We start from the raw sequence: 15902 nt of genomic DNA, 5'->3' as shown, positions 1-15902 counted from the left end.
GGTTGATCTTCGGGTTTGGGTCGATCGACGGCATGAATGGGTGAAGCCTGGATGTCTGTGCCGAGCGTCATGGTGTTCGGGTCGCTGCTGACGGACGATGGAGCGGCGTTGTGCTCGACTCATCGGAACTTAGGACCATGGCGACACATGCCCGACACCCGTAGGCTGGCCGGATGTCGATAGTGTGGACCGGATCTCCCCTGCCGGGCACACGTTCTGCCGGTCAACCCCTTCCTAGCCATCAGGGATGAAGCGGTGCATGAGTACGGTGTTTCACGTGAAACCGAGTCGCCTCTCGACAGGCCGTCGGGAATGAACGTGGGCGGGCTGCGCGCGGGCGAACAGGACGTTCCGCAGCCTCGGGCGAGCGCCTATGGGCCCCCGTCGGCGTACGAGTACGGAGCTCCGATGCCAGGCCACTCCTCGGACGAGGCCCGAGGGCGTGCGTCCGTGCCGTCGGGGCATCAGATGGGGGCCACTCCTTCTTCGGGGGCGCCCGTTCAGTCCACCGAGCATGTTTCACGTGAAACGCCGGTAGCGGATGAGGACGATCCGCCCCTAGCCATGGAAGCGTTGCGAGCTGTGCAGATCCTCAACCCGAGCGGCGAGATCATCATGCCGCGCCCAGACCACCCGCGGGTGATTTGCGTCGCCAACCAGAAGGGCGGCGTCGGGAAGACGACCACGACGGTCAACCTTGCCGTGGCGCTGGCGCTCCACGGCAACCGTGTGCTGGTAGTGGACCTCGACCCCCAGGGCAACGCCTCGACCGGTCTGAACGTCCCGCACCACGCGGGCGTACCCGATGTCTACGACTGCCTGATCGACAACGTGCCGCTGGCCGAGGTCGCGCAACCGGTCGAAGGTATTCCGAACCTCTTCTGCGTTCCGGCCACCATCGACCTGGCCGGCGCGGAGATCGAACTGGTCTCGGTGGTGGCCCGTGAGTCCCGGCTTGCCCGGGCCATCGCGGGGCATCCCGAGAAGTTCGATTACGTCTTCATCGACTGCCCGCCTTCTCTCGGGCTGCTCACCGTGAACGCCCTCTGTGCTGCGCAGGAGGTGCTGATTCCCATTCAGTGCGAGTACTACGCACTGGAAGGTCTCAATCAGCTGATCAACAACATCAACCTGGTGCGTCAGCACCTGAATCCCACCCTCGATGTCTCTACGATCTTGCTGACGATGTACGACCGGCGTACCCGTCTGGCAGATGCGGTGGAACAGGATGTACGGAATCATTTTGGTGCCAAAGTGCTGAACGCGGTGATCCCCCGGAACGTGCGTGTTTCGGAGGCTCCCAGCTACGGTCAGTCGGTGATGACCTACGATCCGGGATCACGAGGGGCTACCAGCTACTTCGAGGCGGCCTTGGAGATCGCGATGCGCGGGGTCAACACGGGAGGCACGGTATGAAGAACCGTCCGCGGGGTGGCCTGGGCCGCGGCCTGGGCGCGTTGATTCCCACAGCGCCTGCCGCGGAAGTGGCAGCTCCCGTAGAGGCGCTTCCTGAGCCGGTCGTCGTCGAGTCGGCCGTTGCTCCGACCGTTCAGCCCACGCCGGTCACCCCGCCGCCTGTTCCCTCGCCGGCCGCCCCGGTCGACGGTGACCTCGCACCGGTACCCGGCGCGCGTTTCGCCGAACTTCCGGTGTCCGCGATCGAGCCGAACGCCAAGCAGCCGCGTCACGTCTTCGATGAGGAAGCGCTAGAGGAGCTGAAGACCTCCATCCAGGAGGTCGGCTTCCTCCAGCCGATCGTGGTTCGTGAACTTGGCGACGGTCGGTACGAGCTCGTCATGGGCGAGCGGCGGTGGCGTGCCGCGCAAGCTGTCGGCAGGGAGACGATCCCCGCGATCGTCCGGTATACGCCCGACGACGCGATGTTGCGTGATGCCCTGCTCGAGAACATTCATCGGGCGAATCTGAACCCGTTGGAAGAGGCGGCCGCATACCAGCAGTTGCTGGAGGAGTTCGGCGCGACGCATGAGGAACTGGCGCGCCGGATCGGCCGTAGCCGTCCACAGATCTCCAACACGATCCGGTTGATGAACCTGCCGGCACCGGTACAGCGCCGGGTGGCGGCTGGGATTCTCTCCGCCGGGCATGCACGAGCGTTGCTCGGTTTGGACGACAGTGACGCCCAGGAGAAGCTGGCCACGCGGATCGTTCAGGAAGGGCTTTCGGTTCGGGCGACCGAGGAGATCGTTCAGCTGACGGCTTCCGAGGCGCCGGCTAAGAAGGCGGCTCCTACACGTCGGGCCAAGGTGCACGCGCCGGCGTTGAACGATCTGGCCGAGCGGCTCTCGGATCGGTTCGACACTCGGGTGAAGGTGGACATCGGGCGGAACAAGGGCCGCATCACGATTGAGTTCGCCACGGTGGACGACCTTGAGCGGATCGTCGGCATGATCGGTGTGGAGGAGGAAGGCGCTCCTCGGGACGGTGAACAGTCCGAGGAGTGAGACTTTCTCGGTGAGTCGGCCAATGAGGGCGCGTGAGTGATCACGCGCCCTCATTGCATGGGGCCTGATCCGGTTCTGTCAGACGGATTCTCCTGAGATTTCACGGAGCGGCCGAACGCGGTGAGTGCCGTATTCCGACGCGGCTTAAGACCGTCTTTGTGCCTATAGTGGTTTGTGAAAGCTTCAAAGCGATTCACGTTGAAGTTCTCTTATGCCCTATTGGGGTGTTCACGGTCCTTGTCTTCGCGGAGACACCACACACGGTTGATGCAACCTTGACCGGCTCTCGACGTCATCAGCTGTGAGGTCACGCCCGTCCCGAGCGGGCTGATTGACATTGTAGGCGCGCCTCGCCTGATGCCCCTCCTAGTGCCGCCCGCGCGGTGTCCCTCTCGCCGGAGCCTCAGCGACGAGCCGCTAACCGCGAACGACCAAGACTGGGGGTTGATCAACCTGATCCGGAGTGTTCCGGGGTGGCCAGGGATGGGGAATATACGGATCCGCGCTCCGGACCCGCAACGCGTGCTGGCCGAGCGACGTAGCGCTTCCGCCGTGCCTGGCCGGGCCGGCGTGATTGTCGGTGACATCGGGAGGCCGGCTTTAGGCCGACCATCGGCGAGCTGCCGATCACACAGTTTGGCCAGTAGCACTCGTCTGAACTGGTTCGTGCGTGCCCCTGACCTCTGGCCGTTCTCCAGCTGGGTAGCGACGAGTTCGTCTGGCTGGATCTCGGCTGCATCCGCTAGCGACACCACGGCACCCCGATCCCGGGGACTCCCACAGCTTTCCCTGCGGCGATGCGCCTGCCTGCTCTACAAGCGCACCCACGAGACCGGCACCGTTCAACCAAACTGGCTGCCGACCCTCGATCAGGCCGTCAACGCCGTGATGGGTCAGTCGCCCGTCCCTAGCCGTTTGACGATCCCCGTGCTGGCGAAAGGACCGAGGTGCCCGCCGCTCGAGATCGCTGTTGGGCTTGCCGCTTGAGCCCATCGCTTGGAGCCCGCAGCTGAAGCCGCCGCCCTGTCCCTCGCCTACATCAGCAACGTGATCATCCTGATCCTTCTCTTCGAAGCCGGCGTCCCGGCCGTTAACGCGCGTGGCGGGATCACCGTTTACTAGGCCTCCACCCACCATCGCCCGGCAGAGCCTTATGACGTCAAGGAGCCCCAGACCCTGTTTGGGTTGCAAGCCTGGGTTGATCGCCGGTTCCCCCGACCGATCAGTACTACGCGAGGTTCAACTCCACCTCGCCGGTCGGCGCCTACCAGGACGTCGGCTATTTGCCTGGAACGCGCGCACCGGCGAAGTCTTCGTTGACTGCGAGGCTGTCGACTCCGGCGCCACGAGCAACGACAGAACCGGGCAGCGCTACGACCACAGCTGCGGCAGTTACCCGATCTTCGAACAGCGCCAGCACGGGATGGCTGGCGTGCCCCGACGCGGCCTCCACACCCTGATGCCTTCGCATCCCCCTGAGGCCTTCGCACCCTCCTGAGGCCTCCATACCCTAATGCCCTCCGCACTTGAGCCGACCGCGACCGTGCTGATGGCCGGTCATGAGCACGTCGGCGACGGTCACTTCCAGTTCAGTACAGGCTGCTCAAAGGCTGCTTCTCGAACGTCGGCCGACTGCCCTCTGTAGGCAGGTGTCAGCGCGGGCGTAGCGCTGGACGATGTTCCGGACCAAGTCGAGCCGAAGCAAAGCATGATCTGCTGGACTCGCATGCCTTGCTCAAGGCGAAGATAGGCCTCTAGCGCACGCCCGTCGGTGTCCTGCTCATCGACGACGCAGGGGTTGTTGTGGTTGCCTACGACCATGCCGCCATCAACCAACTTCCACAGCGTTGCCGAGTTTTCCGCCCCAGCCTGACCGTGTCACGGCAATCCAATGGGGGTACCTGCGGCAGTGCTGCCCGATCCTGATTCCCGGCACAGCGCCGATGGGGTGGGCCGTGCCTGGCGACGATTTCTGGGACTCATCCATCAGTCCGCAACCGCGGCGAGCGAGCACCGTGGTGCTTGACGCCTAGTGGCTCGCTCCCGGTGTGTAGGTATGGGTGTGCCAAGGTTGCGTTTCAACGTGGGCTCGGTTGTAGTCGGGCGGCGGCTGTTTAGTTCCTTGGAGAACGGGTCGCGCCCAGGGATAACCAGTTGATCCGCGTGTGCCGACCCACGGCTTCGTTTCACGTGAAACATCGCCACCTGAGTCGTCTGTCGCCTAACGCAGATGTTGGCCGGTGCGTCCGATGTGCTGTGCGGCCGCGAACCGCTGCCAGCGCCGGCCGCCCGAACTCGGGTCGGCAAGGGGGCCGTAGGCCGAGATGTTCTCCCGACCCTTCGGGAGCTGTTCGACGGCGGGGAAACTTGGCGTGGTTCCCATGCACTGCCGGCCTCTTTGGGCCGCCACTGAGCCGGGGGTTCCAGGAGTTGAGCGGTGCAGTGGGGCGCCTTGTTCGTGCCCTTCATCTAATCGCTTCTGTTCGCCGTCTTGCGGCTGGAAGCAACTGAGGTGCCTGAGGCAGCCGGGCTATCAAGGGGCCGGTCGTGCTGCGGAAGCAGAATGCTGCTGACCGAGGCGCGTTGCAGAATCGCCGGGCCCGAGCCTGGTGGGCGCAATCAGGTTGTGGCCGTTTCACGTGAAACCAGAGGGCCTGATGGAAGTTGTGCCCGGTGCCCGGTGCCCGGTGCCCGGTGCCCGGTGCCCGGTGCCCGGTGCCCGGTGCCCGGTGCCCGGTGCCCGGTGCCCGGTGCCCGGTGCCCGGTGCCCGGTGCCCGGGAATGGTTCAAGACGCGGACTCGGCTGCCCAAGCAGGGGATTGGCTAAGGCTTGGAATGCGCCAGATGCGGGCCACGGCCACCGCCCCTAGGGAATGCCTGGCGCTTAGTCCACCACGTTGAAGAACGGTCGCTTGAGCTTGAGTCCGCACCGGGGCGGGGTGCGCATTTAGCACGGTGCGCCGTTTCACGTGAAACACAGACAGGCGGACCTCGACCTCATGCCAGTGGTCCGCTTAGGTCTGGCCTGGAAACCATCCCGAGTAAGCGGGCGGTGGGAATAGGCGGCAGCCCGATCACTACGCCGTGCATTTGATGATGGACCGCGCTTCGGGTGCGCTAGACATCGGTGGTGTAGCTGGCGTGGTGGGCGAGGCTCCGACGTGAGCATTCAGACCGCGTCGCTGACGCGCCAGTGCTGTGGTGGACGCCGAGCATGGTCGCAAATTGCTGGCTGCTCATTCCTGTGCCTCGCACCGATTGCTGGCCTGGCCGTCAAGTAGACGGTGCGGGCGGCCGGCGGGTGCCGCATGAGCTCTGTTGTGCGGAACTCAGAAGGCCCGGGTTGTGTCGGCGTTCCCCATTGGTAGTCCACCTATTCGGGCCGAAGCCGTGCGTCCGGCTGTAGACGGTATAGGACGGTCGGGGTGGCGCAGCGGACTGGCACCGTGATGGCGTCGCCTTGGCCGCGGTGGCAATCGGCGCCATCGTGGTCGTGGTTGGAGGCAGGCCGGGCCGTGTCTGTCGCGGCGACGTTGGTGAGCCGTAGCTGAGGAGCTATCTCGATGTGGAGCGGGTTGCTGTTGGGTCCAGGATCGAGGTCTAGGTGCTCACTGCAATCAGCTTTAACGTTCGCATCCCATGGTCTAAACGCCCGGCGCCGCCAGGGGGGTGCCGCCGCTGTTCGCCGCCTGCCGCTCGCTGCTCGCCGCCTGCCAATTGCTGCTCACTGCCCGCCCGCCGCCTGCCGCCGGACGACGCGTGTGCTTGCGGCAGTTCATGAAATTCCGGCTAGGCCGCCATCGCCCGACCTGCAGGAGACCGAGTGGAGTCGTCGCTCTCGGCTACCCCTGGCATGGCACTGAGCCTCCTGCGATGGCTACCTTTCTCCGCTCAACCGCCAGACATCCCCCGCTGATCTACACGGTTGCCGATCGGGGAGGACGTCGGCGATACGAGGAGCCGCTGGGGAAGATCATGGGAACTTCGGGGTCTGTGAGCTCACGAGTAGGTGTCACGCGGCGGCCGGAATGGCCAGGTGCGCGCAGCCATTACACCGTGACGTGGTGCGTGGAATTGAGAACCGAAGCCGACCGCCCGTAGGAAGGTGCGAAGCGGTTCCCAGCCGATTGACGACTTCGAGGAAAGATCGAGAAGTGGGTGACCTGCCCCGGCCGGCGGCCAGACCCCGCCGGTGTGGCGAACCGGCGGGTCACCACGATGGGCTTGTCGGCGAAGAATCTCAACACGTCATCCGGTGGCGTGGTCATTTCGGTAGAGAATCCTGACAGGCGGGCCAAGGGTGGCCACCGTGATCCAGCCACGGTCGCCGGCCCCGATCAGGACTGGATGTTCCGGCCGTGCATGACCGAGTTGGGGTAGTGGATGCAGTCCGGCTGCCCAGGGATCGTGTACTGGCGGGCGGCGGCCCCTCGTTGCGGTGTGCATGGCTGTCCTGGTCGAGATTGCGGGGGAAGCTCTTGCGACGGCTGGGGAAGAGTCGTGCCCGTGCGGGTGGGCCGTTCTTGTTGACCACGCCTGCGACGAAGTCCCTTCGGGCTTGCTGCAGCGGCTGGTTTCGGCGGTGAGTTGACTCGGGAGATGCGGTAACCGTTGGCAGCGGGAGAGCCAGCTGGAATAGAAGCCGAGGCGGGCTGGCCGTGATGCCGGTCAGGATTCTGGTGGTCGACGATCGCGAGGACGTTTGGGGGCTGTCGTTCGGTCCTCGGCACCCGACCTCTACAGGGGCTGTGATCGAAAGGCGGAGGATGCGCAAGAGTCATGAGGCTGCTGGACATTTGTGCGTGATGTCGTCCTTGCTGGTGTACGGATGGCCGGCGTTGCGAGCTGATGACTCGACTCAGAATTGGTCGGCCCCAGGCTGCTGAAGCTTCGCAGCGTCATGGGCACGGTCCTTGGCATGGAACGGGGCACGTGTATGCGGGCATCGCGCCAGGATGCCTCTGCTCACCGGGCTGATTCGACACTGATCAACGGGGGATCCGTGGCGGCGCTTGATCGGTTCCCCGTGTGGCGACCGGCCGCCGCGGCATCTCGCTGGCAGGGGACCGGGGTTTACGGTCAGCCGCGAGCGCGCCTGGCACGGGTTCTCTGGAGACCGGGGAGCGCGCCTGGCACGGGTTCTCTGGAGGCCGGGGCCCGAGGCGATGGGCTTGGCCTTTAGCGAGTTCTGGACCGGCTGCGACGTTCGTCAGCGGCCATGCGGATGTCTCTGGAGTCGATGACGGCTTCGCGTAAGAGGCGGATCAGCGCTACAAGGCCGCCGTCAGCCAGCAACAGGACGTCGTCGAGGACGCTGTCCGGCAGGGCGAGCTCTTCGGGACCGTAGCAGTCGTGCCAGGCCATGTCGGTGACATGTAGCAAATCTAGGGCGGCCTCGACATGGCTGAGCGGGAACTCCGCTGCGATACGGCGCCTGCGTTCGTCGCGCCGGTTCTCGCTACCGACAGCCATGTATACCTCGTCCACTTAAGGTGCCAGAGCATTCTGTTGCGGAGCAGGTCGAAGCCGGCTTGGCCGTACATCTGACGTTTGATCATCTTGATGCGGTTGACGATCCCCTTTACCGAGCCCAGCTCTGTACTGCAGGGCCAGGCCGGTGGCGGAGCCGGTGATCCCGGATACCAGGCAGCCCGGTCTGTGGGGCAGTGGTGATCCAGCCCTTAAGGCTGGCGCTCTGCAGGCCGGTGAGCGTGGTGGCGAGCGAGGCGGTGTTGGCCAGGTTGGGACAGCGGTCGAGCCCGCCGACGTCAACGCCGTCGAGATTGTCCAGGTGCCCGTAGATCCAGCTGGCCACCTGCCGCGCCGACGGCGGTTTGGTCCGTGGGACGAGATCGGGTGTGGTGTGGTGCTGTTCCCCGAACACTCGGGCGATGAAACATGTGACCTCGCGGTACACGGTGATCGCGTTGAGACAACCCTCGCCGATGCGGCGGAGCAGATCGGCCTTGAACGGGTCGAGTCTGGCCGGGGCGAGCCTTCTACTTGACGATCATTTCCTGCCAGGTGGCGGCGTGGGCTCTCGACAACGCCCTGCGATGACCCATCGTAAGACCGGCCCAACAGAACGGGTTTGAAGTGGCTTCAGCCGGCACAAGCCCTCCTGAACGAGGGTCGAACGGGTCCTGCCGCTGAGAAGGTAGGGATCGCCGAGCAGCCGGTTCAAGCACAGGCCGAGGAGGTGGTTGTCCTGTGGATCCAGGTGCAACCGTCGTAGCCGCCCCCTGGGCAGACAACACCATGAAGCAGGCCCGAGCTGCGCAGCGTCTGCCTTGGACGCCGGATGCACTGAGAGATCGAACCCCTACCGCCAGTAGTTACACACAGGTGATCGGCACTCCCGTGTCCGTCCTGATTGGACACAAGCGGCCGGCGTGGCCATCGTGGCGCGACCCGCGCAGGTCTCTGCGAGCAGCGAGTCCAATACAAGCCCCAAACCGGCAACATCCCAGTTCGATGACGGTGACTGGAACCATCGATTCCGCAGGCGACTTCAGGAGCAGCTCACCGGCCTGCGGCCGCCACCAGAGCGAAATTCACGGCGGGCCTCGTATGAGTGACGGACATGCGTGGACACCACTATCCACAGGCTGTGTGTTGCACCTGTTGATGGTGTGCCCACCGCTGTTTCACGTGAAACGACGCCGATGTCGTGCCGGTCGTCCACCGGTCTATCCACAGGGCGCGCAAGCCTCCTACGTCGTGTTTCACGTGAAACGGGAGTGCCTGTGGATAACTCCTGTGGATAACTTGGGGACGGCTGTGTGGAGAAACGGAGCGTCACCGTTGTCTACGTCACGTGCCCGGCTCCGGCGGGTATAACGACATCCCTCCGTCGTGCGAAATTGACCCAGGACAGGCTGTCCCGTGCTGGGCTAAGGTCACGAAGTGTCTGAGAACACCACCCCGCTTCCTGACTTCACACGCTGGCCGTCGTTTCCCTTCGAGGGCGATATGCGGGTGAAGAAGCTCGCACCACCGGTCGAGGTCGAGCCACCCCGCAGCGGCGAAGACGCCTCGGATTGTGTGGCGTGCAGCACGTCGGATGACGCCTACATCTGGGTCAGTGAGCGGTGGCGGGTCCGTGCCATGGACCGTCCGACCGGCCTGCCGATGGTCCTCATCCTGGAGTGCCGATCCCACCTGGATCTCGGCGACCTGCCGAACCTGCTGGCAGCGGAGCTCGGTGTGATGACCGTGCGCCTGGAGCGAGCGATCCGGTCGCTGGACGGTGTCGCGAGGGTTCACGTGAATCGGTGGGGCGACGGCTCAGCGCATCTGCACATGTGGTTCCTGGCCCGCCCCTACGGCCGGCTCCAGCTCCGCGGGACGTTCCTTTCGCTCTGGGACGACATACTGCCGGTCGTTCCCGAGTCGCAGTGGCGGGAGAATCTCGCCCTGGTCGCCGCCTGGCTCGCCGACTTCGGCGGTAAGGCCAACGCGGAGCCGGCACACATCGAGTGGGAATCGCCGGCCACGCTAAACGTGCCGGTCCCGACCGACGCCGACGCGGTCGACGAGCGACCGGTCACCCTCGGGGATGTGGAAACCGGCGGGAGCCCGACAGGCAGCTCCGGCATTCACAACGCGAACAACGGCTACTGATAAACCCGGGTACGACAAGGGGCGGCGGATCAATACGACCCACCGCCCCGGCAACAACAAGGGCCTGCACGACCCACCGCCCCCGCTACGACAAGAGGCAACGCCTAACCCTTGCGGGCGACCGCCCGCTCCACCAGCGCACTGAGCACCGCACCCAGGTCGACCCCGGCGGCCTGAACGGCCAGCGGCAACAACGAGGTCTCCGTCATCCCCGGCGACACGTTGCATCCCAGGACTTGCGGCTCCCCGTCGACCCCGATGATCACGTCGATTCGGGACAGGTCGCGCAGACCGAGAGCCTTGTACGCCGCCAGCGCCGTCTCCGACACCTTTGCCGCCACCTCCGGCGACAGTCGTGCCGGCACGTGCCAGGTGGTCAGACCGGCCGTATAACGGGCCGCGTAGTCGTACACCCCGTCCCGCGGCACGATCTCGACGATCGGCAGCGCCTCCGGCCCCGTCCCCAGGTCGATGATCGAGACGGCGACGTTGGTGCCGGTCACAAACTGCTCGACCAGCGCGGTCGAGTCGTACGCGAAACAGCCCACCATCGCCGCCGGCAGGTCCGCGACATCCCGGACCACCGCGGCGCCCAGCCCGGACCCGCCCTGCGCGGGTTTGACCATGAGCGGCAGCCCCAGCCGGGACACGATCCGGTCGAGCACCGCCACCGCACCCAGCTCGGAGAACCGGTCGTGCGGCAGCGCCACCCAGTCCGGCGTCGGGATCCCGGCCTCACGCAGCATCGACTTGGCGGACGGCTTGTCCCACGCGAGGCGGGCGGTCCGGGCGTCGGCGCCGACATACGGCACTCCACACAGGTCGAGCACCCCGCGCAGCGAGCCGTCCTCACCGGTGGCGCCGTGCAGCGCGATGACGACGGCGTCCGGCGGATCGGCCTGCAACGCGGGAAGCAGTGAGACGTCCGCGTCGTGCATGTCGGCGGTCAGGCCGGAGGCACGGAGCGCGTCCAGCACCCGGCGACCGGACCGCAACGACACGTCCCGTTCGTAGGACAGTCCACCGGCAAGGACGAGAACTCGTACATCCATGGTTGAGATCATGCCAAGTCGGGGCCGGGAGCGTCGGCAGCGGCCGGACCGCGACGGCGCTGGTGGCTCTGTTGCAGTGCGCCGCCGCCGAAGACGGCGCGCATGGCCAGCTCCTGCTCCATGACGCCGGAGAGGCGGCGGATGCCCTCCCGGAGCCGGTCCGGCGCGGAGAAGCTGAAGTTGAGGCGCATGTTGTTGCGGCCGGTGCCGTCGGCGTAGAAGCCGGTGCCGGGCACGTAGGCGACCCGCGCGGCGATGGCGCGCGGCATCATCGCCTTGGAGTCGAGGCCCTCGGGCAGGGTCGCCCAGACGAACAGGCCGCCGGTCGGGCGGGTCCACGTGGTGCCGGCCGGCATCAGGTCATCGAGGGCGCCGAGCAGAGCGTCCCGGCGTTCGCGGTAGATCTCCCGGTACACCTTGAGCTGTTCGCGCCACGGCATGGTGGACAGGTACTGGGTGACGGCGCCCTGGGCGAACGCGCTCGGGCACAGCACGTTGGCCTCGCTCATCATGACCAGCTTCTCCCGGACGGCGTGCGGCGCCAGGATCCAGCCGACGCGCAGGCCGGGCGCGAACGTCTTGGAGAAGGTGGAGCAGTAGAAGACGCCCTCACGGCGGCGGGCCCGCAACGGCAGCGGCGCCTCACCCTCGAAGGCGAGCATTCCGTACGGGTCGTCCTCCACCACCAGCAGACCGGCGCGCTCGCAGATGTCGAGGACGCGTTCCCGTCGGTCCTCCGACAGGGTGACACCGGCCGGGTTCTGGAAGGTCGGGATCGTGTAGAGGAACTTGGCTTTGCGGCCGGCCCGTGCGGTGGCCTCGATGGCCTCCTCGAGTGCTTCCGGGATGAGGCCCTCGGCGTCCATTGCCACGTGCCGGACCTGTGCCTGGGCGGCCTGGAAGACGCCGAGTGCGCCGACGTAGGTCGGCCCCTCGGCGAGCACCACGTCGCCCGGGTCGAGGAACAACCGGGCCAGGAGGTCGAGGGCCTGCTGGCCGCCGACGGTGACCACCACGTCGTCCGGCGAGGCGTTGTGGATGCCGGAGAGGGTCATCACCTCGCAGATGCGTTCGCGCAGCTCGACGGTGCCCTGGCCGATGCTGTACTGGAGGCTGGTGGCGCCGTGCTGGGAGGCCAGGTCGCCGAGCATCTCCCCGACCGCGTCGAGCGGAAGCGCGGCGATGTAGGGTGAGCCGCCGGCCAGCGACACCACTTCGGGGCGGCTCGCCGTGGCGAACAGGGCACGGATTTCGGACGTCGTCATTCCGCGGACGCGTCGCGCGTACCGATCGGTGTAATCGTCCTGGGTGGTACCGGTCATGCGAATCACCTCTTCATCAACGAGACTGACAGCGATCCTAGTCGGGTCTGGCTCTTGCCCGACCTGCTCCCGTTCATGGTGGTTCCGACGTAGGATTCGGCGGGGGCGCGGCGGCGTCCGGTCCTGTCCCGTGAGCGAGCTGCAAGGGGGCCGCCATGTCGCGACGCCTGGTCAATCTCACCCTCGACACGCTCGAGGACCTGCCCCGGCCGTGCCGTGAGTGCGTCTACTGGGAGCTGGATCCGGTCTCCGCGGAGCGGGCCTGCGCCACCGGCGATCCCGGTCTGGAGAAGGAGGCGTGGGTCTCCCAGACGCTCCTGGAGTGGGGTTCCTGCGGCAAGCTCGCCTATGTGGACGGCATGCCGGCCGGGTTCGTCATGTACGCGCCACCCGCCTACGTGCCCCGCTCGATGGCCTTCCCGACGTCCCCGGTGAGCGCCGACGCCGCTCTGCTCACCACGGCCAAGGTGGTGCCCGCCTTCGCCGGTGGCGGCCTGGGCCGGATGCTGGTGCAGGGAGTCGCCCGTGACCTCACCAAGCGCGGTGTGAAGGCCGTGGAGGCCTTCGGTGACGCCAAACCGGACGAGGCCGACGCGACGTGTGTGGCCCCGGTCGATTTCTTCCTGTCGGTGGGCTTCAAGACGGTCCGCCCGCACCCCCGGTTCCCGCGGTTGCGGCTGGAGTTGCGGACGGCCCTGTCCTGGAAGTCCGACGTCGAGTACGCGCTGGAGAAACTGCTCGGCTCGATGAGCCCGGAGACGCTGCTGCGCCCGGTCCGGCCGGTGACCGCGACCAGGTCCGCCGACAACTAAGGGGCTAGGCCTTGTCGGCCAAGGCCAGACGAAGCTGGCGTACGTCGATCGACCCGGTCGGCACGTCGCGTTCCACCGGGAAGTACATCCGCTGGACCGCGGCGAGCAGCGCCTCGACGATCTGCTCCCGGAACATCGGGTCGATCAGCCGCTCCCGGTCCTTCGGCGAGGTCAGGTAACCGAGGTCGACCCGGACCGTCGGCATGCGGGTGAGGCGCAGCAGGTCCCAGGTCTTCGCGTGGGTCCGGCAGTCGTGCATCCCGGTGCGCACCACGATCTCTCGCTGCACCAGGGCCGCGAGCCGCTCGCCCACGGTCGAGCTGAGCCCGTTTCCGGTGCCGTAGTGGTAGGTCGCCACACCCTCGGCCGCGTCGGACGTGTGCCCATCCAGATGCAGCGAGATCAGCAGGTCGGCGCCGAGGCTGTTGGCCAGGGCGGCCCGCTCGGCGCCGCTCATCGGGGCGGCCGGCGACGGACCGCGGGTCAGGTGCACCCGCATGCCGGCCGCGGAGAGCCGGCCCTCCAGCCGGGAGGCCAGGTCGAACACCAGGTCGGCCTCGTTCCACCGGAGTGGCCCGTCCGGCACCAGGACGCCGGTGTCGTCGCCACCGCCGTGGCCTGGGTCGATGACGATCGTCTTGCCGACCAGGTTGGGACCGGACTGCCGGAACGCCTCGGCCTCGCGCAGCCACTGCGGGCGGCCGCCGACCACCTTGCGGCCCAGCCGGCGCAGCGCCTTCATGGTCTGCGGGCCACAGGAGCCGTCCTGGACGAGGCCGACCTCGCGCTGGAACTGGGCCACCGCGCGGGCGGTCCGGGCGCCGTAGACGGCGTCGGGGCGACCGGTGTCGTACCCCATCTCGAGCAGCCGCTCCTGGAGCGCCCGGACGTCCTCGCCGACGAGCGCGTCGGGCACCGAGTGGAACAGGGTCCGGGAGCCGAGCCGCCAGCGGGCCGCGTCCAGCGCGCCCCACGTCTCGTCGCCGACCATCCCGTCGACGCCGAGACCACGGTTCTGCTGGAAGGCGCGGACCGCGGTCTCCAGCGCCTCGTCGAAGACGTCGGGTTCAGCCTCGTCGAGCAATTCCAGGCCGACCAGGATCGACCGAATCTCGGAAACTGCTGGGCCGGTGTCTCCGCGTCGGATGGACCGCACTCACGACTCCCTAGGACGAGAAAGGACGACCCTCCGGAGAGTACGCCCCGCGACCCGGACGGGCGCGGGGCGTTGTGCTCGAAAGCGTCAGAGCGCCGACTCGATGAAGTTGACCAGGAAGCTCTTGGGCTTGGCGCCGGCCACCGAGTTGATCCGCTCACCGTCCTTGAAGATGGTCAGCGTCGGCACCGACATGACCTGGTACGCCATGGCGGTCTGCGGATTCTCGTCGATGTTCACCTTGACGATCTCCACCTTGTCGCCCATCTCGGCGGCGATCTCGGCGAGCAGCGGGTCGACCTTCTTGCAGGGCACGCACCACTCGGCCCAGAAGTCCACCAGCACCGGCTTGTCGGAACGCAGCACATCATCGGCGAAGGTGGCGTCAGTGACCACCTTGGTTGCTCCCACGAGGACCTCCCGGGTCTTACAGCTCTACGAATGAAGCGATGAAGCGCTCAGCGTCGAGCGCGGCGGCACAGCCGGTGCCGGAGGCGGTGATGGCCTGCCGGTAGGTGTGGTCGACCAGGTCACCCGCGGCGAACACGCCCGGGACGTTGGTCCGGGTGCTGGGCGACTGCACCTTCACATAGCCCTCGTCGTCCAGCTCGATCTGGCCCTTGAAGAGCTCGCTGCGCGGGTCGTGACCGATGGCCACGAAGACACCGGTGACGTCGAGGACCTTGGCCTCGCCGGACTGCACGTTCTTCAGGCGGACGCCGGTGACCTTGCCGTCCTCGCCGAGGATCTCCTCGACCACCGAGTTCCACTCGATCTTGATCTTCGGGTTGTCCAGCGCCCGCTTCTGCATGACCTTGCTGGCCCGGAACGAGTCACGGCGGTGCACGATGGTCACCGTCTCGGCGAACCGGGTGAGGAAGGTGGCCTCCTCCATGGCGGAGTCGCCGCCGCCGACCACCACGATGTCGTGGCCGCGGAAGAAGAAGCCGTCACAGGTGGCACACGAGGAGACGCCGTGGCCGAGCAGCTCCTGCTCGCCGGGGACGCCGATCGGCCGCCACGCGGAGCCGGTCGCCAAGATCACGGCGCGGGCGAAGAACTGCTGGTCACCGACCCAGACGGTCTTGAGGCCCTCGGTGCCGGCCTCGGTCGGCTTGTCGGTCAGCTCGACCCGGGTGACGTCGTCGGTCAGGAACTCGGCGCCGAACCTTTCCGCCTGGGCGCGCATGTTGTCCATCAGCGCCGGCCCCATGATCCCGTCCCGGTGACCCGGGAAGTTCTCCACCTCGGTGGTGGTCATCAGGGCGCCGCCGGAGTTCACACCCTCGATCACCAGGGGGTTCAGGTTGGCGCGGGCCGCGTACAACGCCGCGGTGTAGCCCGACGGTCCGGAACCGATGATGATCAGATTGCGGACCTCGTCCACTGCCGACTCCTCAGTCTGTTTTCGTCGCACGCGTTTCAGTCGGCGACACTGCACGCTAAAACGTCATGCTAGGCATTCGCCATTCCCC

The 15902-nt window shown here is 66.6% G+C and carries 10 protein-coding genes and 1 pseudogene; 4 read left to right on the top strand and 7 right to left on the bottom strand.

The window, feature by feature from the left end; genetic code table 11:
- Positions 1–312: 312 nt before the first annotated feature.
- A complete protein-coding gene (locus tag IEZ13_RS20550) occupies positions 313–1416 on the top strand; it encodes a ParA family protein (protein WP_423243946.1) in 1104 nt (367 codons plus the stop codon).
- Positions 1413–2462 (top strand): ParB/RepB/Spo0J family partition protein, encoded by a 1050-nt coding sequence (locus IEZ13_RS20545; protein WP_183225841.1) that lies wholly within the window; start codon positions 1413–1415, stop codon positions 2460–2462. Before IEZ13_RS20550 ends, IEZ13_RS20545 begins: the two co-directional genes overlap by 4 nt.
- Before the next feature lie 5178 nt (positions 2463–7640).
- Here the strand turns inward: IEZ13_RS20545 and IEZ13_RS20540 are convergent.
- The gene (locus IEZ13_RS20540) at positions 7641–7934 is read right to left on the bottom strand and encodes a hypothetical protein (RefSeq protein ID WP_183226543.1); all 294 of its coding nucleotides are present in this window, start codon (positions 7932–7934) and stop codon (positions 7641–7643) included.
- Positions 7935–8043: 109 nt separating this feature from the next.
- Positions 8044–8346: a hypothetical protein gene (locus IEZ13_RS20530; RefSeq protein WP_183226542.1), complete on the bottom strand. Its 303-nt coding sequence runs from the start codon at positions 8344–8346 to the stop codon at positions 8044–8046.
- A gap of 1088 nt (positions 8347–9434) precedes the next feature.
- On the opposite strand from IEZ13_RS20530, the pseudogene IEZ13_RS20525 reads away from it, so the two are divergent.
- Positions 9435–10117: pseudogene (locus IEZ13_RS20525) on the top strand (hypothetical protein); the annotation flags it as partial.
- A gap of 72 nt (positions 10118–10189) precedes the next feature.
- Here the strand turns inward: IEZ13_RS20525 and IEZ13_RS20520 are convergent.
- Complete coding sequence (locus IEZ13_RS20520; RefSeq protein ID WP_183226541.1) at positions 10190–11149, bottom strand: D-alanine--D-alanine ligase family protein; 960 nt, start codon at positions 11147–11149, stop codon at positions 10190–10192.
- On the bottom strand, positions 11146–12459 hold the full coding sequence (locus IEZ13_RS20515; RefSeq protein ID WP_183226540.1) for an aminotransferase-like domain-containing protein: 1314 nt from the start codon (positions 12457–12459) through the stop codon (positions 11146–11148). The genes IEZ13_RS20520 and IEZ13_RS20515 overlap by 4 nt, the downstream gene beginning before the upstream one ends.
- Positions 12460–12614: 155 nt before the next feature.
- Here IEZ13_RS20515 and IEZ13_RS20510 point away from each other — a divergent pair, with 155 nt between their 5' ends.
- Complete coding sequence (locus IEZ13_RS20510) at positions 12615–13271, top strand: GNAT family protein (RefSeq protein WP_183226539.1); 657 nt, start codon at positions 12615–12617, stop codon at positions 13269–13271.
- Positions 13272–13275: 4 nt separating this feature from the next.
- On the opposite strand, the gene IEZ13_RS20505 is transcribed toward IEZ13_RS20510, so the two are convergent.
- The 3 genes from IEZ13_RS20505 to trxB form a co-directional block, all read right to left on the bottom strand.
- Complete coding sequence (locus IEZ13_RS20505; RefSeq protein WP_183226538.1) at positions 13276–14427, bottom strand: N-acetylmuramoyl-L-alanine amidase; 1152 nt, start codon at positions 14425–14427, stop codon at positions 13276–13278.
- Between the two features lie 87 nt (positions 14428–14514).
- A complete protein-coding gene (gene trxA / locus IEZ13_RS20500) occupies positions 14515–14838 on the bottom strand; it encodes a thioredoxin (protein WP_183226537.1) in 324 nt (107 codons plus the stop codon).
- Positions 14839–14854: 16 nt separating this feature from the next.
- Positions 14855–15814: a thioredoxin-disulfide reductase gene (trxB, locus tag IEZ13_RS20495; RefSeq protein ID WP_183226536.1), complete on the bottom strand. Its 960-nt coding sequence runs from the start codon at positions 15812–15814 to the stop codon at positions 14855–14857.
- Positions 15815–15902: the final 88 nt, after the last annotated feature.

The organism is Actinoplanes campanulatus (assembly GCF_014647795.1).
Classification (GTDB): domain Bacteria; phylum Actinomycetota; class Actinomycetes; order Mycobacteriales; family Micromonosporaceae; genus Actinoplanes; species Actinoplanes campanulatus.
The sequence above is the reverse complement of the archived record's forward strand: the minus strand, read 5'-3'. Positions and strand labels throughout refer to the sequence as shown.